This is a genomic window from Photobacterium lutimaris (assembly GCF_003025555.1).
Lineage (GTDB): Bacteria > Pseudomonadota > Gammaproteobacteria > Enterobacterales > Vibrionaceae > Photobacterium > Photobacterium lutimaris.
Map to the genome: position 1 here is coordinate 1 of NZ_PYMH01000009.1, position 22,963 is coordinate 22,963.

The 22,963-nt window shown below is 46.9% G+C and carries 18 protein-coding genes and 1 pseudogene; 12 read left to right on the plus strand and 7 right to left on the minus strand.

Features of this window, described 5'->3' with window-relative positions:
- The 5 genes and pseudogenes from C9I99_RS17335 to nth all read left to right on the plus strand — a co-directional run.
- Positions 1–224, plus strand: a pseudogene (locus C9I99_RS17335) (electron transporter RnfC); the annotation flags it as partial.
- Positions 225–226: 2 nt separating this feature from the next.
- A complete protein-coding gene (rsxD, locus tag C9I99_RS17340; RefSeq protein ID WP_107350119.1) occupies positions 227–1,273 on the plus strand; it encodes an electron transport complex subunit RsxD in 1,047 nt (348 codons plus the stop codon).
- A 10-nt stretch (positions 1,274–1,283) separates the two neighbouring features.
- Entirely contained in the window at positions 1,284–1,916 is a 633-nt protein-coding gene (gene rsxG / locus C9I99_RS17345) for an electron transport complex subunit RsxG (RefSeq protein WP_107350120.1), read from the plus strand.
- Between the two features lie 2 nt (positions 1,917–1,918).
- A complete protein-coding gene (locus tag C9I99_RS17350) occupies positions 1,919–2,614 on the plus strand; it encodes an electron transport complex subunit E (RefSeq protein ID WP_107350121.1) in 696 nt (231 codons plus the stop codon).
- Positions 2,615–2,682: 68 nt separating this feature from the next.
- Positions 2,683–3,318, plus strand: coding sequence for an endonuclease III (nth, locus tag C9I99_RS17355; RefSeq protein ID WP_107350122.1), 636 nt, complete (start codon positions 2,683–2,685; stop codon positions 3,316–3,318).
- Between the two features lie 128 nt (positions 3,319–3,446).
- On the opposite strand, the gene C9I99_RS17360 is transcribed toward nth, so the two are convergent.
- The 3 genes from C9I99_RS17360 to C9I99_RS27345 all read right to left on the minus strand — a co-directional run bounded on the left by C9I99_RS17360 (position 3,447) and on the right by C9I99_RS27345 (position 5,675).
- Complete coding sequence (locus tag C9I99_RS17360) at positions 3,447–3,860, minus strand: carboxymuconolactone decarboxylase family protein (RefSeq protein ID WP_107350123.1); 414 nt, start codon at positions 3,858–3,860, stop codon at positions 3,447–3,449.
- Positions 3,861–5,066 (minus strand): MFS transporter, encoded by a 1,206-nt coding sequence (locus tag C9I99_RS17365; protein ID WP_208113363.1) that lies wholly within the window; start codon positions 5,064–5,066, stop codon positions 3,861–3,863. It lies immediately after the preceding gene.
- Positions 5,067–5,333: 267 nt separating this feature from the next.
- Positions 5,334–5,675 carry a hypothetical protein gene (locus tag C9I99_RS27345; RefSeq protein WP_208113364.1) on the minus strand — a complete coding sequence of 114 codons (342 nt, stop codon included), beginning with the start codon at positions 5,673–5,675 and terminating at the stop codon, positions 5,334–5,336.
- Positions 5,676–6,036: 361 nt separating this feature from the next.
- On the opposite strand from C9I99_RS27345, the gene C9I99_RS17375 reads away from it, so the two are divergent.
- Complete coding sequence (locus C9I99_RS17375) at positions 6,037–6,963, plus strand: LysR family transcriptional regulator (RefSeq protein WP_107350124.1); 927 nt, start codon at positions 6,037–6,039, stop codon at positions 6,961–6,963.
- A 937-nt stretch (positions 6,964–7,900) separates the two neighbouring features.
- On the opposite strand, the gene C9I99_RS17380 is transcribed toward C9I99_RS17375, so the two are convergent.
- From C9I99_RS17380 to motY, 3 genes are all read right to left on the minus strand, one after another.
- Complete coding sequence (locus tag C9I99_RS17380; protein ID WP_243734365.1) at positions 7,901–8,239, minus strand: hypothetical protein; 339 nt, start codon at positions 8,237–8,239, stop codon at positions 7,901–7,903.
- A gap of 137 nt (positions 8,240–8,376) precedes the next feature.
- On the minus strand, positions 8,377–8,700 hold the full coding sequence (locus C9I99_RS17385; protein WP_107350125.1) for a hypothetical protein: 324 nt from the start codon (positions 8,698–8,700) through the stop codon (positions 8,377–8,379).
- Positions 8,701–8,783: 83 nt separating this feature from the next.
- On the minus strand, positions 8,784–9,641 hold the full coding sequence (gene motY, locus C9I99_RS17390) for a flagellar protein MotY (RefSeq protein ID WP_166645398.1): 858 nt from the start codon (positions 9,639–9,641) through the stop codon (positions 8,784–8,786).
- Positions 9,642–9,885: 244 nt separating this feature from the next.
- Between motY and rnt the strand changes: the two genes are divergently transcribed.
- From rnt to C9I99_RS17405, 3 genes are all read left to right on the plus strand, one after another.
- Positions 9,886–10,554, plus strand: a complete 669-nt coding sequence (rnt, locus tag C9I99_RS17395; protein ID WP_107350303.1) for a ribonuclease T — start codon at positions 9,886–9,888, stop codon at positions 10,552–10,554.
- 409 nt (positions 10,555–10,963) lie between these two features.
- Positions 10,964–12,187, plus strand: coding sequence for an outer membrane protein transport protein (locus C9I99_RS17400; protein WP_107350126.1), 1,224 nt, complete (start codon positions 10,964–10,966; stop codon positions 12,185–12,187).
- Between the two features lie 40 nt (positions 12,188–12,227).
- A complete protein-coding gene (locus tag C9I99_RS17405) occupies positions 12,228–14,633 on the plus strand; it encodes a VolA/Pla-1 family phospholipase (protein ID WP_107350127.1) in 2,406 nt (801 codons plus the stop codon).
- A gap of 109 nt (positions 14,634–14,742) precedes the next feature.
- Here C9I99_RS17405 and C9I99_RS17410 read toward each other — a convergent pair whose 3' ends face one another.
- The gene (locus C9I99_RS17410; RefSeq protein WP_107350128.1) at positions 14,743–15,348 is read right to left on the minus strand and encodes a peroxiredoxin C; all 606 of its coding nucleotides are present in this window, start codon (positions 15,346–15,348) and stop codon (positions 14,743–14,745) included.
- Positions 15,349–15,662: 314 nt separating this feature from the next.
- On the opposite strand from C9I99_RS17410, the gene C9I99_RS17415 reads away from it, so the two are divergent.
- The 3 genes from C9I99_RS17415 (at position 15,663) to C9I99_RS17425 (ending at position 22,851) form a co-directional block, all read left to right on the plus strand.
- Entirely contained in the window at positions 15,663–16,985 is a 1,323-nt protein-coding gene (locus C9I99_RS17415; RefSeq protein ID WP_107350129.1) for a Na+/H+ antiporter family protein, read from the plus strand.
- Between the two features lie 158 nt (positions 16,986–17,143).
- Positions 17,144–18,496 carry a response regulator gene (locus C9I99_RS17420; protein ID WP_107350130.1) on the plus strand — a complete coding sequence of 451 codons (1,353 nt, stop codon included), beginning with the start codon at positions 17,144–17,146 and terminating at the stop codon, positions 18,494–18,496.
- 50 nt (positions 18,497–18,546) lie between these two features.
- The gene (locus C9I99_RS17425; protein ID WP_107350131.1) at positions 18,547–22,851 is read left to right on the plus strand and encodes an ATP-binding protein; all 4,305 of its coding nucleotides are present in this window, start codon (positions 18,547–18,549) and stop codon (positions 22,849–22,851) included.
- Positions 22,852–22,963 lie beyond the last annotated feature (112 nt).

The following is a 22,963-nucleotide window of genomic DNA, read 5'->3' on the forward strand; positions in this document are numbered from 1 at the left end:
TCGATCCTAAAAAAGCCGCTGTCGCTGCTGCCGTTGCCCGTGCCAAAGCACGCAAGGCTGCCCAGCAGGCACAAGCTGAATCAACTGAAGAAGTGAAATCTGACGACGCTGAACCAGCACAAGCCGAGGCCGATCCGAAGAAAGCCGCTGTCGCTGCTGCCGTTGCCCGTGCCAAAGCGCGCAAAGCCGCTAAAGAAGCACAAGAAAAAAATGAGGAAAACTAACTGTGGCTTTTAATATTGCAAGCTCACCCCATGCCCACAGCCGCCGAAGCACCAGTAGCTTAATGCGCACTGTTATCCTTTGTACAACATTGGGCGTTGCCGCCCAATGGTATTTCTTCGGCTGGGGTGTATTGCTCCAAGTCGCATTGGCTGCGACACTTTGCGTCACAACCGAAGCGGTCATATTGAAATTACGTCAACGCCCTTTGGTGCCTTATCTGCGTGATAATAGCGCCTTGTTGACCGGTGTCTTGATCGGCCTTTCCATTCCGCCTTTGGCCCCTTGGTGGATCAGCGTGATCGGCTGCTTGTTTGCGATTGTTATCGCCAAGCATCTTTATGGCGGACTGGGACAAAACCTGTTCAACCCGGCTATGGTTGCCTATGTGGTTCTGCTTATTTCATTCCCACTGCAAATGACCACTTGGCTACCGCCGCAATCACTGGCTGCCGAACCAGTCAGCTTGGTTGATAGTGTGAATGCGATTCTAACGGGCTTCACCCAAGATGGATTCAGTGTTCACCAGCTTCGGATGTCTGTAGACGGCGTGACGATGGCGACACCGCTCGATACCCTGAAAACGTCACTGACTACAGGTCACACAACAACAGAAATCCTGTCCGGCCCGGTCTTTGGCCTGATCGGCGGTATCGGTTGGGAATGGGTTAACCTTGGCTTCTTGCTTGGTGGCCTGATCATGCTAAAAATGCGGGTGATTCAATGGCATATCCCGGTAGGGATGCTGGGGGCTCTGTTTATAATCAGCACTCTGGCATTTTTGATTAGCCCAGATAATACGGCTTCACCGCTATTCCACCTATTTTCTGGAGCGACCATGCTCGGTGCCTTCTTCATCGCCACCGATCCGGTTTCGGCTTCAACCACTATCAAAGGTCGATTGATCTTCGGCGCCTTAATTGGTGTGTTGGTGTTTTTAATCCGGACCTTCGGTGGCTTCCCTGATGGGGTGGCCTTCAGTGTGCTGCTTGCCAACATGTGCGTACCACTGATTGACTACTACACCCGCCCACGTACGTTTGGCCACTAAGGAAGCGACCATGATCAATGCAATGAAGAAAAATGGTGGCACCCTAACTATATTCGCCATCTTAGCCACCAGCTTAGTCTCGGTAACTCACCTCCTTACCGCTGGGAAGATCGAGCAACAGCAGCAACAAGAACTACTCAAGGTACTCAATCAGGTTATCCCAGCAGAAAGCCATGATAATGAGCTCTACAAAAGCTGCACCTTGATCACCAACGAGCAATACTTGGGTACCGACAGCCCAATGCCTGCTTATATTGCAGAGAAAGACGGTAAGAAAGTCGGTATGGCTATCGAAGCAATAGCTCCCGATGGCTACAGTGGTGCCATCAAGCTCATCGTCGGGCTTGACCTAGAAGGTACCGTAACCGGCGTTCGGATCCTGAGCCATAATGAAACCCCAGGACTGGGTGACAAAATCGAACCCCGTATCAGCGATTGGATTTACAGCTTTACCGGTAAACGCCTAAACGGTGATAAAGACTCCCGCTGGGCCGTGCGCAAAGACGGTGGTGAGTTTGACCAGTTCACTGGAGCGACCATTACCCCCCGTGCGGTAGTGGGTGCGGTGAAAAACGTATCGCTATATTACCAAACAAACCAGCAACGCCTTTTCGAACAGCCACTGAACTGTCAGGGTGAGTGAAGATGATGAATAAAGAACTGATGAAAAATGGCTTGTGGAACAATAACCCGGCAATTGTCCAGTTATTGGGCCTCTGCCCACTTCTTGCTGTTTCAGCCACCGTCACCAATGCCCTCGGGCTTGGGTTGGCAACCACTGCCGTTCTGGTTGGCTCAAACCTGATTGTCTCTTTAGTTAGGCAATGGGTTCCGTCGGAAATTCGTATTCCGGTGTTTGTGATGATCATTGCCTCACTGGTTACCTGTGTACAGCTACTCATGAACGCCTTTACCTATGGCTTGTATCAATCGCTGGGTATTTTCATCCCCCTAATCGTGACCAACTGTATCATCATCGGCCGCGCTGAAGCCTTTGCCTCTAAGAATGATCCTATCCCCGCCCTGTTGGATGGATTATGGATGGGCTTGGGTATGACCGCAGCCTTGGTCGTATTGGGCGCGATGCGAGAAATTCTGGGCAATGGCACCCTGTTTGACGGTGCTGATCGCCTGCTTGGCGACTGGGCAGCGTCATTGCGTATCGAGATCTTTAGCTTTGACAGCAGCTTCTTGCTTGCCATCCTTCCACCGGGTGCTTTTATCGGTGTTGGCTTTATGATTGCCCTGAAAAATGCTATTGATAACAAGCGTGAACAGAAAGCCGCTAAGGCACAGGATAAACCTGTGATCGAGCGTGCCCGCGTCACAACGACAAATTAATACAAATCTAAAACTGCTGGTGATGGATCGCCAGCAGAATAATGTTGGCTATATCGCTGGAAGTAAGTATGAACAATCAAAAGCGCATCGAAATTCTGGAACGATTACGAGCGGAGAATCCCCACCCAGAAACCGAACTAAACTGGAGCTCCCCTTTCGAATTGCTGATTGCAGTATTGCTCTCTGCCCAAGCAACTGATGTCAGTGTCAATAAAGCCACTGACAAGCTCTATCCTGTCGCCAATACCCCACAATCCCTGTTTGACTTGGGGGTAGAGGGCGTCAAGGAATACATCAAAACCATCGGTTTATTTAACTCCAAAGCTGAGAATGTCATCAAAACCTGTAAGATCCTGCTGGAAAAACATGGTGGCGAAGTACCTGAAAGCCGCGAGGCACTGGAAGCCCTTCCGGGGGTTGGTCGTAAAACGGCGAATGTGGTGCTCAATACCGCTTTTGGTTGGCCGACGATTGCTGTTGATACCCATATCTTCCGCGTGTCGAACCGTACTAAATTTGCGATGGGGAAAAATGTTGATCAGGTAGAGGAAAAACTACTCAAGGTGGTCCCGAAAGAATTCAAGGTCGATGTCCACCACTGGCTGATCCTGCACGGGCGTTACACCTGCGTAGCGCGTAAGCCACGCTGCGGCAGCTGTATTATTGAAGACCTGTGTGAGTACTCTGGAAAAATAGATTTGTAAAAAATCATATCCGTCAAAAACGGCTAAAAATTAAAGCATAAAGGGACTCACTGAGTCCCTTTTCCTTTACAAAACTAAAATGGCACCTATTGGAGTTCATTTAGCTGCGACGACGACAATATCTTTCATTATATTGCCTCCTGTTTTAGGCCTGGAAGAGTCAGCCCCTTATCATTCATAACCTTACGATAACTTGCCAGTCCATTCATGCACGCGGGAACACCCGCGTATACAGCCATTTGAATAACAATCTCAAGTAATTCTTCTGGTGTGACCCCTACATTTAAAGCTGCTTTCATATGTAGCTCCAACTGGGGAGTCGCATTACCTAGTGTGATCAGTGAGGCGACCGTGATCATTTCACGTACTTTTAGATCGAGTCCCGGTCTTGCAACAACAGAACCAAAAGCGTAGTCGGTAATCAGTCTAGGTAAGTCACTGTCTAGCTCAGATAGTCGATTGCAAACTCTTTTTGCTAAACCTTCTTCCAAGGCATCCATAATCTGCATCCCTTTTTGAGTTGTTTCTAGATTACTGATCATCTAAACGTCCTCTGCTAGTTGGTTGTTCTCGGATTTAACTGGAACTATTGTGATAAATACAAGGGATAGCGCCATTGCAACCCCGGCAAAGATATAGAGAAATGAAACGTTGTAAGAGGCGACTAACCATGCGCCGAGCGAAGCACCTATGCCTATTGCCAGATTGAAGAAGGCGACATAGAGAGCTGATGCCGAGAAAGTTTGCTCGGAAGCCAGTCTAAGCACCCATGTCTGTAGTGCAACGAAAATACACGATGCTGTAGCGCCCCAAATCACTAATGCGAGACCAATGTGAGCTTGAGACCACTGGAGGTGGAATTGCCCAATAAGAGTAAGCATAGATGCAGCAAAGAGCACTGACACAACGGCGATAGTTTTCAGATGGTTATCAATCAAGACCGCAGTGATGAAGTTTCCTGCGATACCTGCGAGACCAAACACGAGTAAAAGCATAGGGATTACATCGCCGCTAACGTGAACCAGAGAGTTGAGCATCGGCTCAATGTAAGTAAAAGCAGTAAAGTGAGCCGATATAGTTAAGATCGTTGCAAAATATACTTTGATTAAAGAGTTTGATTTGAATACCGCTTTGATTGCAGCGATACCTACACTGCTTTTTTCGTTGATACGAGGCACTAAACAAGCGATGCCGATCAGTGATACGACACTTAACACTGACATCGCAAGAAAGGCTGAACGCCAACCAATATGTATACCGATGTAATTGGAGATAGGTACACCAAATACACTCGCGACAGATACTCCACCAAATACAATCGAGGTGGCTCGTCCAATGTAATTTGCAGGCACAATTGAAGCAGCACTGACTCCTATTATCGACCAAAACGCACCATGAGCGATGGCTCCAATAACTCTCGCTGTCATCAAACTAGTAAAAGTTTCGGCACTCGCAGCGAGACCATTAGAAATAACTAGTACAAGAGTTAATACAATTAGTAGGTTTTTCTTGCCTACGGCTCCGAGGAAAACAGAAGCCATTAGCGCACTCAGTGCACCAACCCATGCATAAAATGATACTGTCATACCTACATAGGATTCAGTGGTTTGCAGGGCTTCCGCCATTGGAGTCAATAATCCAATCGGAGCCAATTCGGTTGTGACAATATTAAACGTCGATAAAGCTAATACGAATAGCGCTAACCAAATACGCAACGTCATATTCTGAGTGCTTTCACTAATACTCATTTTTCATTCCATGTAATTTTAAAGAATTTTCCAGCCATGGTGTTTCGCATGGCGCATAAGGTTGAGGTTGTTGCCAACACAAACAGGGGTTCCTATTGCTCCGAGCATACCCTGACCGACAATCAGTTTATCTGGAAGTTTTGCCAATTATTCTTATATAGCTCTGTATAAACGTGTGTATAGTCCGTCGTTACCAGCGGTAATATAAGTATCACCAGCTTGTTGAATTGTTTTTTATAATTATTATCAGTAAAAGGATTCATGTAGTTATCTACACTCCCATTGAATGAAGAAATAAACATAACGCCACTCGCGGTACTCAGCATAACGATTAGCGGCAAATTCAACATGACGCAGTTGAACAAACTCAGTGTTAGGTAATAGGGACTCGTTAGCAATAGGAGCTTCGATGAGTCGAAGTAACTCTCGTTTAATATCCCCAGACAAATGTTCTTGATTCAATGTAAAAGAATCGATGAGGTCTTTTTTAATCTGTGAAATATCTTCTAACTTTTTGAGTGATTTTATTTCTAAAATTTCATTTTTTCCATTTTCATTAATAACGCATCTAGCGTTTTCATTAGATTTTATGGTTGAGGTTTTTTTCATCGATATTTTTTATATGGGTATCGAGAAATTAGTAGATAGCTAGCTGACATATTTCACTCCTTGTGTTTATCGGGTGATAAGCTAACACCTACGACTGATTTTGGAATTGCCAATTGTGTAATTTAATTTTTGAATTGCAGTTAATGTCTACCTTGTCATCACTTTATTAGTGACAATGTTGTTTATAATCAAAACACTCAATTTAAATTGACTATCTACATGTTATTTTCTCACGTTATGATGGGGTTCAAATAAATATTGTATATTCAAAGGTAAAAACATTTACAATGACAGCTGTTTACATCTCCAATAAAGTAAAAACATCTACGCAGTTTATTTTCAATCTATCTATAAGACCCATATGAGCATTAGGACCATTTTAACCAACAGCAACTTACCGACAGTTAAACAACTCCAATGCTTTTTGGCTGTTGCGCAAGAACTGAATTTTCGAAAAGCTGCCGAGCGGATAAATATTACCCAGCCGCCACTCACTAGGCAGATAAGGTGTCTGGAAGATTTACTAGGTTATGAGCTCTTTACCCGTAACACACATGTAGTTCATCTGACAAAACCTGGCAATGATCTTCTTATTGAGGCAGAGAAGATCTTATGTTTGCTCAATGGATTAAAATCTATCAATAATAAAGGGATGGATAGAATTAGAGTTGGTACGACCAATACTTTAAACTTTTCCAACATACCTTCGATCGACGGGGCATTAAATTCGATCGCAGGATTGGATAGTACTGATGGTCATAGTATGAACTCTGGTCAATTGATTCAAAATTTACGGAAGAGCTCTTTGGATATTGCTCTTATTGGTGAGAAAAATCTGCGCGTAGAGGAAGACATCTCGTTTCATTGGATATATCGAGAAGCCCTTGTGCTCGCAATGCCGGCCTCACATAAAGCCGCGATACAAAGCCAAGTCTCTCTCGAAGACGTATCTGATTTACCCTTATTTTGGTTCCCATCGAGTGCTAACCCTGCTTTTTACGATAAGTGTGAGCGACTTTTTAAGCGGTTATCTTTTCCGTTGAAACGAATAAAAGAACCAGGTGATAGCATAGTAATGCTTTCTAGAATTGCTGAGGGAGATGCCATGGCTCTGATGCCTCGTTCTATGTGTACCTTTTCCAATGAAAGACTATGTTATAAAGAGCTTACTGATGATCACAGTAAGTATCTAAATATCGATGTATATGCAGCGATAAAGAACAACGATAGAAGGTCATCTGTTATTGATGTCGTTGAGAGCTTAAAGCACTTTCATCATGCTGAGTAGTTGTCACAATACAGCTTTGACTCATTTGTCTAATTTTCTGATAACTGAATCATCGATTTTCATCGATCGTTTTCCTGCTTGTTCTCTGGGTATTGTTCCTGTCCCACTTAATATTCTATTCTGATAACCGAGAGCCAATAATCAAGACTGACGAATCATGGCTATGTTTTGGGATAATGATGAGAAGATCCATCAGTGTTTCTGGGATGAGCTATATTTTGCATGTTCTCCGGCCAATTCTGCATAAATAGCTCAGACACCGCAGCATAGAGATGGAAGGTAATATCCACGTCTGCACAAACCAGCCACCAATAGAAACGGGGGCTGAGTACATTTCACCATACCAAAAGTTATTCTATGGGTCGAAATACCTCTAAAACCCTAACTCACATTTTGTCCAAAACGAGTTACAAAGGCACTGTTGCGCGTGTGATACTGATGGTCAAGAAAAATCATAAATGCCTAGCGAGTAGTGAGCTGTGCGAGCGTTAGGTATGGCTTTATTATTTTACTTTACCATCATTCTACTAGATATCCTTTTTGCAGGGTGATGGTTTCACGCAGTGAGGCCATCGCCTTGCAAAGCCTTCAGGGAAGAAATTTGATAGAGCAGTAGTTTCAAATTTGCTACTACTTTTGTAAAGAATAATGCGCGCGATTTTGCACAGACTCTAACCATCAAAGCACTAGGTTTACAAATCTTGCTATTTTCGTAAAGCAAAGTTGTGAATAAAAAGCACTGTGAGTCAAGTTATAAGGTCAATTCCACTCACTCACCGAAGTGAACGCTTTTTTAGTAAATATAATGCGAATACAAAGAGAAGACCGAAATTTAAAGCCTCTTATACAACCTACAATACTGCCAGTGTTCAAACTGGCAGTACTGAAAATCACCGCTGATGCAGGTGAATATTATCAGCCTCAGCACTGGTAGGAGCTACTCAACTTTACCGAAATATTCAGTCACGGTAGCGACAAAGCTCTCATCGTCACTGGTTGGATCATTATATTCAATCGAGTAGTAAGGCATGATGCTATCTTTTAGCTTCTCCGCGATTTGAATTTCCAGATTATCGACACTGACCGTGCTGGTGACCTCATAAGTTTCAGCACGGTTGAGTTCCATCTCTTCAGCCTGATCTTTGGTTATACGCTGTGATTTAATTTCGGCCGATAACTCTTCATTAATTTGCTCAACACTGCTGTCAACGACCACATCATTCTGAGCAAAAGCACAGCCAGCACCAAACAGCAAAATCCATAGAATGTTTTTCATAGCCACCACCTTAATTAATTATTAATCCCAATAAATTTAGTCTGTTGACAGCAAGGGCTTCGCTTCAAAAATAAGACTAGAAGGTAGGTAAGGGGCATAAAAAAAGGTGGCAGGGCCACCTTTTTCAAGAAATTCAGCTATTCAACTTTGTTGTAATAGCCTGTCACTATCGCTTGGTAATTGCTGTCGTAACTACGCGGAACCACATAGGCAACAGAATAATATTCGAGATTTTTCTCTTTGATCTGACTGTACACCATCTGATCTAATTTGGATTTTCCCGAAACCGTGTAAACGGTAAATGATTCTGCTCGGTTCAACCCCATTGACGCTGCTTTACCCGTACTCACTTCGTAAGGAACACCGTCAACTTTAGCAACTGGGTCGCAATCCTTAGCCACACCATCCTGAACAAACAAAGAAGAAGCCGCGAAAAACGTAACATACAACAACGATTTCATGTTGGACTACCTATGTTCGACTACACCCTATAAAGTTAGCCAAGGAATCCATATTCGCGAACATAGGCTCAAATTAATCGATTCTAGATAATCGTACGCCCTAGTGATATCACAACCCGGCGGTTTTTATTACGGCCAATTGGCGTACTGTTGTCAGCAACAGGGCGGCGTTCACCGTATGCTTCAACCTGTATTCGGTCTTCTGGAAGGCCCATCGCCATAAAGTACTCTTCAAGGCGCTCAGCACGACGCTCAGACAAAGCTTGATTTTCTGTTTTTCCACCTTGGCTATCGGTATAGGCCGCAACCAAAACCAAATCAACATCATCGCTATAGCGAACAAAGTCCGCAATCTGAGCCAGTCGCTGCTGGGAAGCTTTATTAAGCTGATCGCTACCCTGATCATAGTGAAGTACCGTGAAGGCGATATCTTCAAAGCTGTAAGGCAGCAAATTATCCAGGCACTGACTGAACTGAACATAAGCCGGACGGAAAGTCACCGCCGACAACGCCACATCAATACGCTTATTTCGTTGCTGCCAATCCTGATAACTAAACGTTGGATAACGCCCTGCTTCCAGCTCAGACAATATGACCCAAGCCGTTTGGCCGCCAACATAGCCATCGAACTGCTTAAAGAACGTCAGGTTAGTGATCGGCTGTGCTGCATCTCCCGGCATCCAGCGCGGTGGCATCGACACAAGATTGACATCGCGAGTCTCCCCCATCGGCCGACGCATTTTCAGTTCGAAATCGAGATTAATTTTCTTGCTGGCTTTCGACGTGAACTGGGCCTCGCCATAATTGGGGATAGTATGAAGCATCCGGCATTCAAGCGGTGTATCTACGGCCACTTTCCATATCGACTGTGCTGGTTGGGCAACATAGACAGATGTTGCGCTCGCAGCACTGGCCATCACCATGCAGAGCAGTGATACCATTGTGCAATATTGAATTTTCGAGATAGCCATTTTTCCACCCATTGCTGCTGTCCTGCCCTTCACACTAGCTCTACGTGCGAGATAAATTTGCGGCTCGTTATTGTATCGGAAAATAACGATAAAACTTTATACCCATGTAACCTCCCCTTTCTGCTGCACAATTTTGCATCTGGGCAGGGAAAGGTTTAGCTCATCCATCGAATCTGACATAATGGCCGACTATTTTACATTGATTTGCCGGTTTATGAGCCAAGATAACGAACTAAATACTTTGAAGAGTCGCTTTCGCGGCTACTTCCCTGTCGTCATTGACGTAGAAACTGCAGGCTTCAATGCCAAAACAGATGCATTGCTTGAGATCTGTGCCGTCACACTTCAGATGGATGAGGATGGTTGGCTGAAGCCGGCGACCACCCTCCACTACCATATCGCCCCGTTCGAAGGCGCAGTGATCCACAAAGAAGCTTTGGACTTCAACGGCATTCGAGACCCATTCAGCCCGCTACGTGGTGCGGTTTCAGAAGAAACGGCTCTGAAAGAGATCTACAAGCAGATCCGCAAAGAACAAAAAGCGGCAGGTTGCTCTCGTGCCATCATGGTTGCGCATAATGCCAACTTCGACCACAGCTTTGTCATGGCGGCTTCAGCGCGCGCGAAATTGAAACGCAACCCATTCCATCCTTTTGCGACATTCGATACTGCAGCATTGAGCGGCTTGGCATTCGGACAGACCGTATTAGCCAAAGCATGTGCCACGGCAGGGATCGCATTTGATAACAAAGAAGCCCATTCAGCCCTATACGATACCGAAAGAACGGCTGAGTTATTTTGTGAGATTGTTAACAAATGGAAAAAGTTGGGTGGTTGGCCACTGCTAGAAAGTCAAACAGACGATAGCGCCGACACCGAATAACTCAAACAAAACCAACTCATCAGACCTCCGACCAAGCCCTTTAAGTACGGGCTTGGTCACACTTCTATTCAAACAAGCTCATAGTTTTAAGCGATTGTTTTAAACACAAGCTAATTAAACATTGCTCAATTAGACATGTTTTTCAAAAACAATACGTTACACTAGGTTAACAATTCTAAATTCCCGCTTTATACTGCCTCAACTGTTTCATATTGTTTCAAGTGGTATCACCACATGAACGATAACCTCTGGCTATTTATCGTTTGTGTGTCCCTTCGTGCGGACAATTATGCTGTTCCCCTGTCGTCAAGGGCCCCTTCCGAAACCCGTGGTTCAGTAACACCTTTTTGCGTTTTCATTCATGGATCGAAGAACAAGAAGTCACTCACTCTAAAAGGTACGCATAATAATGACTAAGAAAATTACTCTAACGGCGCTCGCCGTATCCGCTGCGCTACTCAGTATCAATGCCCATTCCGCCGGCTTCCAAGTTAACGAACATTCTGCCTCTGGCCTTGGCCGCGCATTCTCTGGGGAAGTGGCAGTCGCAGACAATGCATCAGTCCTTGCCCGTAACCCAGCGGCGATGATGATGTTCGACCGGATGCAGTTTTCCGGTGCAATCTCTTATATTGACCCACAAATCGATATCGAGGCGCAAACTATCGGTGAAACCGCCAAAGATGTTGCGCCAACCGCAGTGGTTCCAGCTGGCTACTTCATCCAACCGATCAACGATAAGTTTGCTTGGGGCTTGGCGATGTTTACCAACTACGGTTTTGCCACCGAGTACCCTTCTGATTTCCACTTTGGTACCGATGCAGGTACAACAGACCTCCTTACCCTGAACCTTAACCCGAATATTGCTTACCGTATCAATGAACAATTTAGCATTGGCGCTGGGGTTAACTTGGTTTATGCAGATGCCGAACTACTTCGCCATTATGGTGGCCTGAACCCAACGAACCCAAGTGCAGATTTCCTAAAACTAGAAGGGGATACTTGGGAGTGGGGCTGGAATATCGGCTTACTATATGAACTGAACAAAGATAACCGATTCGGACTGAGCTACCGCTCGGAAGTTGAATTGAAATTTGATGGTGACTTCACCGACTACACCGGTGCATTTCTAAAAGACGGTAATGCTGGCGATACAGTACCTGGGTCACTGAACGTGATCACCCCAGCTATCGCTGAGTTTGGTGGCTTCCATCAGCTTAACAGCCAATGGGCGGTGCATTACGGCGTACAGTGGGTGCAGTGGAGCAAGTTCGATGAGCTACGTGCGACCAGTGATCAATGTGTCGACAATGTGTGCCTACTGAAAGAAGAAGATTATGACGACAACTTCCGCTACTCCATTGGTGCCACTTACAACCTAAACCCTGACTGGATCCTCCGTGCCGGCTTTGCGTTCGATGAACAAGCTGGCCAATCAACCCTAAGTATCCCTGATACCGATCGTTACTGGTATTCAGCTGGCTTTACCTACAACTATACCAGCCAGATGACGTTCGACTTTGGCTTTACCTACCTCTACGGCAAGAGCAATAGCTTCAAAGAAAGCGGCGAGACATTCCATGCCACCAATGATGCGTACCTAACCTCTGCGCAGATTAATTACATCTTCTGATCCGCTAGGTAGACATAAATTCAGTTAAGGGAACACTAGAATGAACAAAAGTATTTTAGCACTGAGCATTGCAGCCTCACTGGCACTGGCAGGTTGCGGCAACGACGCCAAAGTCGAAAATAAAGTCAGCTACGAAGATCACATCGTAAAAAGCCTGGAAGCCGATACCAAAATCAAATTTGATGTATTGACGGCCCCTATCCTGCCAACGTTTTTGGCCATGGACAGCACTGATGGGACACTCTCTACTGAAGGGAGTGTGGGTGACGAAAATTATAGCACTGACCTATCTGACCCGCTCACCGCACTGGGTAAAACAGACGGTTGGAGTGTGTCACAGCCGATTGTATTGCCGTTTAATGGCAAGCTGGATGCCGCGAGTGCTTTGAATGCCTTCCACCTTATAGAGACAACCAGTCCTTTGGCTGGTACCCCTCAACTAATTAAAGTACTAAAGCGTGGAATCAAGGAAGATTACATGCTAGTTCCAGGTGATGGAAATATCACTATTTTTCCGAATTCACCATTAAATCCGAAATCAAACTATATGTTTGCCCTGACCGATAGCCTGCTTGATAATGGCGGTGAGCCAGTCGGTATGTCTGAATCCTATGCTGCACTGAAGACAACAGTAAAACCACCAAGCAGTGATCTGATTAGCGCCCAGAAAGTGACCCACGCCATCGAGGCAACTATTGCCGCTGTAGAAAGCATAGATCCTAACTCAATCATCTACTCAAGCTGGTTCACCACCGCTTCTGTCGGTGATGTGCTTGATACCACAAAAGCCATCATTGCCCAGACAATAGGCACAGTTCAAGCTGGCGGAAAAGCAGAAGATATTCTGAAGGGTGAAGCCAATCCGAATAATGTGGATTTGTCTACTCTGTACCAGATGAATATAAGTGAAGTCACTGATATTGAATTATTCTTTAACAACAACGCGACCCTACGAGCACTGGTTGGCGATGACCAAGCAACTCTAGGTGCGTTAGCTAAGGATTACAATGATAATGGAATAAAGATTTATACTGGTACTGTTAGCTTGCCAAACTTCCTCAACAGCAACACTGAAGGTGAAGCATGGAAGAAAACCCCTTGGCAGAGTGCAGTACCTAGCCTTGCCAAAATCAGCAATGTCATGACCAACGGCTCTGATGCTGATAAAGCTGCAGTTCAGGCATCATTAGACGGTATCGATATTGCCAAGCTGCTTGCTGGCGACAGCGCCGAGTTCATCAAGCTGATTGGCCTTAAAGTCACGCTAGCTGATGGTTCGCAACTTGACGAAGAGCGTCTAGTGACCCAGTACAGCCCACTACCGCAAATACAATCGGTTGACCAAGTGCCGGTTCTGATGATCCTCCCGCCTAACGCAACACCGGGTGCTGTCGTTTACCAGCACGGTATTACTTCAGTTAAAGAAACAGCTTACCTGTTTGGTGCCCAGCATATCGATGCTGCAGTGGATAACTCTCTTGCTCCGAAAGCCATCGTCGCGATTGACCATCCGTTGCACGGTGAACGTGCGCTCGAAGATGGCACTGTAACGACAGGAGCAACCGCTGACGTTTACATGAACCTCGAGTACTTAAACGTTGCCCGTGACAATATTCGCCAGAGTATCATTGATGATCTCGGTGTTCGTACATCACTAACCGTCATGGCAATGAGTGGACTACCTACCTTCCCAAGCTTGAATGTTGCGGATGTCAGCTTCTTCGGCCACTCACTGGGCGCGATTACCGGTATTGGTACCTACCGTTTGGGTAATGACAATATGGGGATTCCTGAAGCGGATGCGATGTTTAACTTTACCTCCGGGGCATTTGCCAACCCGGGCGGTGGCATCCCATCATTATTGCTTGAATCTAAGACTTTTGGACCAACTATCAAGCATTCACTCATGTTGGGAGCAGAAGACGCAGCATACCTAGGTGCCTGCGGCAGTGCTGAAGATGGCGCTGCTTGTTTCACGACTTTCTATGACAGCCTAGATGAAACAACCCAGGCAAAAGTTGACGGTACATTTACCGCCTTTGCCTATGCTGCTCAAACAGTGTTGGATACCGTTGACCCATACAATCTTGGACGTGATGTAGAAGGCCCTGTATATGTCATGCAGGCGGCTAATGACAGCGTCATACCAAACCAGACAGCCAAGTATGGCATCATTGGTGGCACGGAACCGTTAACAAAACAACTGGGCCTGAAAGACCTGACACAATATACCTCAGGTGAAGTCGCCCACATCGCCCGCTTCAATATCGACTCCAAAGCACAACACAGCACGGTAATCGGCCCACAATTAGTTGATGGTGAAGGAAATGCTATTGATCCTGTAACCGCCAAAGCTGCAACCAATGAAGCTCAACTACAAGTCGCCACCTTCTCAGCAAACGCGGGACAAGGCGTGGTGGTAGGTAATGACACGCTGATAAAATAACCCTATTGACATAAGTCTCAACCAAAAAGGCTAGCCATTCGGCTAGCCTTTTTTATCTGTACTCACCGCCAAACCGAATTAATGCTCAGCGACAAGTCAACACACAGACTTACAGGTCGTCAGTGTGCTCAGACAAGTACGCAGCAACACCTTGTGGTGACGCATCCATACCCTCTTTACCTTTTTCCCACTGGGCTGGGCACACTTCGCCATGCTCTTCGTGGAACTGCAGGGCATCAACCATACGCAACATTTCATCGATATTACGGCCCAGTGGTAGGTCATTAACGACCTGATGGCGCACCACGCCTTCTTTGTCGATCAAGAATGAGCCACGGAATGCCACACCAGCCTCAGGATGCTCAACATCGTAAGCCTGACAAATTTCATGCTTGGTATCCGCAATCAGCGGGTATTGAACAGGGCCGATACCGCCGTCTTCTACGGCGGTATTTCGCCATGCATTGTGCGAGAACTGAGAATCGATAGACACCCCAATCACTTCCACACCTTTGGCCTGGAAGTCAGCAAAACGCTTGTCAAAGGCGATCAGTTCCGATGGGCAAACGAATGTGAAATCAAGTGGGTAGAAAAACAGCACCGCAGGCTTGCCTGCAAGATGGCTGTGTAGGTTGAAGGCATCAACAATTTCACCGTTGCCAAGCACTGCTGCAGCAGTAAAGTCCGGAGCCGGACGGCTAACTAGAACACTCATAACAAACTCCATGTTATAGACTTGGGTTATCATGTCTTTGATAACCGGGTCAAAGTAAGGTCAAACAGTAATATCTATGTACTACTGCCGAATATTCATACCAAAATGGCGAAACAAGTATAGACAGGGTAATGTGACAAGGCTTAGACATGCAGCACAATAAAAGAAAATTCCCTCACAACATGAATTTTTATTCTACATGTTGTAAATTGATTTCCTTTGAGCAAAACAGCCAAAACAAATAAGAAATATTGCGCATAATGCGCAAACTTCAAGCAACTCACGACATAACACAATGGACGGATCTTAAGTTTATGAACCCAGTAGTAATATCGGTATGCGTCATGCTTTTACTCGCATTGTTGCGAGTAAACGTTGTTGTCGCGCTTACCTTCAGTGCCATTATTGGTGGCCTGATTGGCGGGATGCCTCTTTCAGAAACCATTTCAGCTTTCGAAGGCGGCTTGGGTGGTGGTGCTACCACGGCATTGAGCTATGCCATGCTCGGTACTTTTGCTGTTGCGATTTCTCGCTCTGGCATTACCGATGTCCTAGCACAAAAGGTGATCAAACGTATCAGCGGCCATGACAATGCCGCTGCTGCGACAGGCGTTAAGTATTCTGTTTTAATCATTCTTGTACTTCTAGCCATTTCTTCTCAGAATGCGATCCCAGTTCACATTGCGTTTATCCCAATTGTGATCCCTCCCCTGCTTCACGTTTTCGCCAAGCTAAAAATTGACCGCCGCCTGATTGCCTGTGTGCTGACATTTGGTCTAGTAACGCCATACATGGTGTTGCCTGTTGGCTTCGGTGGTATCTTCCTGAATAACATCCTGCTAAAGAACTTGCACGATAACGGCCTTGACGTCACTGCCAGCCAAGTGCCGTTCGCGATGCTACTTCCTGCACTGGGGATGATTTTCGGCTTGCTGGTTGCGACGTTCTTCACCTACCGCAAACCTCGCGAGTACTCAGAAGAGCAGATCCTAGCGGCTGAGCCTGAGCACAAAGCAATCAACATGCAGCATGTCTACATCGCTGTGGGTGCGATTGTGGCAGCTCTGGGTGCCCAGCTGTATAGCGGATCGATGATCATCGGCGGCCTTGTGGGCTTTATGGTTTTCACCTTTGGTGGTGTGATCAAATGGAAGGAAACCCACGATGTCTTCACCAAGGGTGTTCACATGATGGCCATGATCGGCTTTATCATGATCGCAGCAGCCGGGTTTGCCTCTGTCATGAAAGCTACCGGTGGTGTTGAAACACTGGTTAACTCGCTGGCTGATATCATCGGTGACAACAAGCCATTGGCTTCACTGCTGATGCTAGTGGTTGGTCTTCTGGTGACTATGGGGATCGGTTCTTCATTCTCGACCATCCCAATTCTGGCAACCATTTACGTACCGCTATGTCTGACTTTTGGTTTCTCTCCTCTGGCAACCGTTGCCTTGGTGGGTACCGCAGCAGCACTTGGCGATGCCGGTTCACCAGCCTCTGACTCAACACTCGGCCCTACAGCTGGCTTGAATGCTGATGGACAGCACGAGCACGTCTGGGACTCGGTGGTACCGACATTCCTGCACTACAACCTGCCACTCATTGCCTTCGGCTGGCTTGCCTCTATGGTGCTTTAACTCAATTTATCTTAAGTCGATAACGACACATACCAAACAGGCCAGCCGGTTTTCCGGCTGGTCTTTTTTTTGCCTAACAAAGCCAACCAAATTAAATGTTTATTTAGACAATTGCTGTTCTATAGTTCATTCAGGGAGTTTTATATCAGAGGTAAAATATGGAGATTTTGGCGCAGTCCTCTTATCTGATTATTGATGACAGCAACATAATTCAAACGACGACCCGAGCGCTGCTGATGAAGCTTGGCGTCCCGATGAACAACATCATTAGTACTGCCAATGCCAAAGGAGCGGTGATCGCATGCAGCAAACGTAGATTCGATATTTTGCTGATTGATCATAACCTAGGCACAGGCAGCACAGGGTTGCAACTGCTGGAATATCTCCATCACAAAAAACTCATTTCACGCCGTACTTTGGTCTTTATCGTGACAGGCGACGACAGCCAAGATGTTTTTTTCGGTTACTCCCAACATGAGCCTGATGGTTATCTTATCAAGCCAATCAGATCGGGGGACATCATCAAACGAGTTTCGGCTGGCTTACTAAAGCGTGAATACTGCGATACTCTGCAGCAAGCCTATATCAACAAAGGGCTTCCTAGTGTCAAACCTCTGTTTGCCAAAGCGCCAGAGACTGCTGCATTGAAAAGCGGGATCTTATTTGTGGCCGATCTATTAACCGAGCAACAGCAATACGACGATGCCCAGGCAATGCTTGCAGGGCTGCTTCAAGTTCACAACCACCTACCCGCTAAGATAAAGCAAGCCGAAATCCACGTTGTGCAAAAAAACTATAAACAAGCACTGGATCAAATTAACCAACTTATCAAAGCCAATCCATTTAATGTCAGTTTGCTTAAGTTAAAAACCACCATCTGCATCCTCACCGAGCAATGGGAAGAGGTTGAAGCATCGATCCACCGCCACATTCAGCTGCACAGCGGTAACATCGAACAAACATTAACCTTGATCTGGGTTCACCTTATCCATCAGGAGCAGGACAAAGCAATTCCCTTGCTGGTCAAAACTGCTCAGCTGCTCCCCCACTCCATGTGGGACACTCCCGGCCGCCGCGGGATGATTCTGTTTGCCGACCTGTTGTCACTACAGCAAAAGAAAGACAGTAGCGGGTTGGTAAATTGGCGGCTTGATGGCGCTTGGAGCCGGCTTTGTAATGACCCAAAAAGTAAGCTTCGTGGCAAAGGTGCACAAAAAGCGCTACTGGCTATTCAGGCTCTGATGATAGACCAACCTGAAAAAGCGCAGAGCATACTGGCAGTGATTGAAGAGAATGAAGTTACCGATACCGAAACCGTGTTTCTTATTAGCTGGGCCTTTAGCCAACTGGATATGCCCGAGAAGCTCCCCCGGTATCAACAACTGCCTCACAATAACCAGACTCCCGTTAGCGAAGGGCTCGCCAACCTCCAGCACATCGCCGTGGCTAACTTGGCCAAGCCTAACGCGACAGGTGTGAAAAACGAGATTGTATTAGACGAAACCACATAGCGTGACTTACCGGACCACTTTCCGCCAACTTCTTGATAAGGACGTAAAGTATGCGGCCCAATACACTGGCAAGAATTGTTTATCACGCCATCCTCATTATTGCTTTAGTCTTCACTTCATTAAGCGTGACGGCCAACCAAGCTCCTATTGCAAGTAAAGCAAGCGAAACGAACATCGGTTCTTCGCAGGCACCGCAGGAAGAAAAACCGCTGGTACGCGTCGGGTTTCCCGGGTTCAACCTGCCCCCCTACATTTATCTCGATCCAGCAATAGCGCAACATATCACGGCCACTGGCTATCAGGCTGAGCCAGACAGTTACAGCGGATTGCTCATGGATGTGCTCAAGCAGGTCTCGCGCCTTGCTGAATTTAACTATCAGGTCGTGCTCTATCCGACCTTTGAGGATGTCACCAACGCATTTAAGGCAGGCGAACTTGATTTATTAGCGGGTGTCACAGCAACCTCAAGCCGGCACGTATTTATGTCCTTCAGTGAGCCGATTTTTTCTCTGCGCCGTGGCGTCGTCACACTGAACAAGCCAATTAACCACTACCAAGAACTCGACAGCGAGATCATCGCTATCGAGCAGGGGTTTGCTCTGCAAGAGCTATTGCCCTCGATTTTGCCTTGGGCACAATTACGCTCAGTTCCAGATAGTGCCATTGCACTAACCAGCATCTTGGAGAAAGATGCAAAGGGCTATATTGGCGATGCGGTTGTCCTGTCAAACCTCATCAAACAAATCGAAGATAGCCAACTTATCCTATCCATTCTGCCCGACTTGCCGACCAATCATCTCCATTTTGCCACCCAGAAAGGTAAACACCGGCTACTCAACCGGATTAATTTTGCGCTGCAAGACCTTAGAGAAAGCAGCATCAAGGCGATCTACAATCAGTGGCTGACCCCCGATCAGCGCAATATGTTTACCCAATACGGGCATCTCAATTTGAACCAAGAAGAAAGGCACTGGCTAAACGCTAACCCGACCATCTCGATTGGCGTTCACCGTGACTGGGCACCTTATGATTTTATCAGTGAGCAAGCGCATCATTCGGGGCTAACCGCAGACCTACTCAAAATCATCGCCAATGAGCTAGGAGTGACGTTTGAGGTCATATCAAAATCCTCGTATGCCGATTTGCGTGAAGACTTTGCCAATGGTGATATCATGATGCTATCGGCACTGGCCCAAAATCCCGAAGACGCCATGCAGATGCATTTCACGGCCCCCTATGTGAACGAGCCTTGGGTTTTATTCGGTAATGCTGACTCCGTATTGTCCCAGCAGCTCAACCGTAGCAACTCAGATACCGGCATCATCAGCGGTACCGCTGGTGAAAGCTTGCTACCAATACTATGCCAAGGTTGCGAGGCAAAATCCTTCCCGGATCAACAGTCGGCATTCCAGGCATTGCAAAATGAAACCATCGATCAGGTACTGACTTCGCTACACCACGCTTCACCGCTGCTGCAAAGCGATTACATTGGCCAGTTTAGAATGCAGGGGCAGATACAGCAGGAGAACCTGCTTCCGTTACGTTTTGCTGTCAACTATCGCCACCCTATATTGCTGAATATCATCAACAAGGCACTGGCAGCCATCCCAGCCAAAGAATACGCACGACTGGAGCACCAGTGGCTGACCTTTGCCTATCAAGAAGGATTAGCCCCATTGGAAGTTGCCAAATGGGCCGGGTTACTCTCTACCCTTGGTATCGTGGTAATCGTCAGCATCATTGGCTGGAACCGTAAAATGGCCAAAGAGATCCTGCAGCGAAAAGCCGCCGAGCGCCGGGCAAAAAAAGCCGAGCAGCGCCTTCAGCACCTCGCTGATAATTTGGATGGTATTGTGCTGCAACATATCCAGCCCAACCCAGCCAAACCGCTACAATTCCAGTTCACCTTTGTCAGTGCCAGCATCCGAGATTTGCTGCACGTTTCAGCCAGCCAGCTGTTTCAAGCTCCACAAGTGTTACTCGACAAAATGGCAATTGAAAATATCAAAGAGCTGGAGCAAAGCATGCTCAATGCCTGCCAACAAGGCCATTGGGACCATGAACAAGCTATCGACACCCCGGACTCCGCTCCCATGTGGGTACAGTTCAAAAGCCGAATCACGCCTCACGAAACACATGGGTTCTACTGGAATACCGTCATCACTGACATTTCACTGCTCAAGCAACAGCAACTCGCGCTCGACAGCGCCCGACAAAGAGCAGAGAGTGCCACCGAAGCGAAATCCCAGTTTCTGGCCACTATCAGTCATGAAGTGCGCACCCCGATTAGCGGTATTCTCGGTCTGCTCGAGCTAATGGCAGATCAACCGCTTAACGAGGAAACCAAAAGCTTGCATGGTAGCCTGACCCAATCAGCAAGGAATATGCTACATATCGTCAATGACGTGCTGGATTTTTCAAAAATAGAAGCCGGAAAGCTGGAGCTCAGCCCAGCTGAAGTCGAACTGGGTATTGTCCTAGCTCGCATCATCCAGCCCCAGTCAATCCATGCTCAGCAAAAGTCATTGGCATTTCACTATTGGCAAGATCCCAAATTGGCACATAGCCATTTCCTCGATGATATTCGCCTGCAGCAGGTTCTGAATAACTTCCTCAACAACGCGATTAAATTTACCCAGCAAGGTACTATCTCTCTTGCTGTCGATACCATCGAAACACACCAAGAGAGCACCGGGCAACACAGCCAAACAGTCAGGTTCAGCGTCAAAGATACCGGCATTGGCATTTCAAGAGAAAAGCAACAGACCCTGTTTCAGCCGTTTGCCCAAGCCGACCAATCCACCAGCCGCCAGTTTGGCGGTACCGGATTAGGGTTAGCCATCGCCCGCAAGCTCGTTGAGCAGATGAACGGTACTGTTAGTTTGGACAGTGAAGAAGGCAAAGGCAGCACCTTCAGTGTCACCCTTCCCCTGCCTGTCATTCCTCATCCGCACATTGCTTTACCCCAACCCGGTAAGAATCAGACGGCCGGGGTTTTCGGCTATTTCTTACAACGGGAAGAACTATGCCTATACCTTGAAAACCTTGGGGTTAAGCCGAGCCTGGCGACCCTTGATAACCCATCGACAGTATGCGAAAGAATTGGTCATTCTCAGCCAGACTTTGCCTTTCTAACCCTGTCACTCTGGCAGCAACTGGTTCGTCCTGAAACCTGGTTTGCCCAGCACGCCCCAGCCACTAGGGTCATCATCATCAACCAAAATCCCATGTTGTCACCAGAGCCATTGGGTGAACATTGGTGCCTGTCAGTCAACCCGTTATTCCCTGATAACTTGCGTCATGTTATGACCCAAAGAGTCACGCCACTAGCTCAGCCACCAGAAGATACAGCGGATGGCGGAGTGATTGCAGAAACCCGAGAGCATGCCGAACAAACTGGCCGGTTAATTTTGGTTGCCGAAGACCACCCCATCAATCAGCAAGTGATCGCCAAACAACTACAAAAAATAGGGGTCGTGGCCGACATCGTTGACAATGGCATTGAGGCTCTACAGGCCTTGGAACAGCATAGATATGGCTTGCTACTTTCTGATTGTCATATGCCGGAGATGGACGGCTATACACTCGCTGCGACTATTCGTCAAAAAGAACAGCATGGTCGTGATCTCTATACCCAATTCGAACAATATGATGAGAATGCTGAAGATGCTATGAAGCGCTTAGCCTCAACGGTTGGTATGGCAATTGCTCACTCCAGCCTCAAGCAGGGTTTACCGATCATTGCATTGACCGCCAACGCGATTCAAGGTGAAGATGCTCGCTGTTTTTCCACGGGTATGAGTGATTTCGTGGTCAAGCCAGTATCGATAGAACAGCTCACCAAGCTGATTGATAAATGGTTACCACCGAAGTGCGAACCCACACCCGCCCCAGATGCAGATATACTGGCCGATGACTTCGGGGCATTGTTTGGTGGTATCACAGCAGCACTGGAAGTAGAACATCCAGATATAGCCGTTGAAGGGGTCAATGCTCAATCTGTCGATGGCGATAACCCAAGTAGCCCATTCAAGGCTGATCAAAAAAACTCTGGCCTACTCGATATCAATAAACTCATCGAGATGTTCGACGATAAAACACTGGCAGAACAGTTAATTGCCGAGTTCAAGGCAACGCATCAGCGCGATATGGTCTTGTTGGAGTCAGCACTGACAGCTAAAGATCAACCGCTTGCCGCTGATATTGCCCACCGAATGAAGGGGGCGTCCAAAATGCTGGCGTGTGAGGCCCTTGCCGAACCCTTGGCCGATATCGAACGCCATGCCAATTTGGACACTGTCGACAAAGCACAGACATCAATTGAAACACTGAGGGCGCTGAGCGAGCAGCTTTAATCAATAATATCGAGTTACCTTCATACAAAAACACCCCGGCGATAAACAATCCCCGGGGTGTTTTAAAAAAGCGGCCAATAGAGCAAGGCCACAGCCCTCATCTATAAGCCAA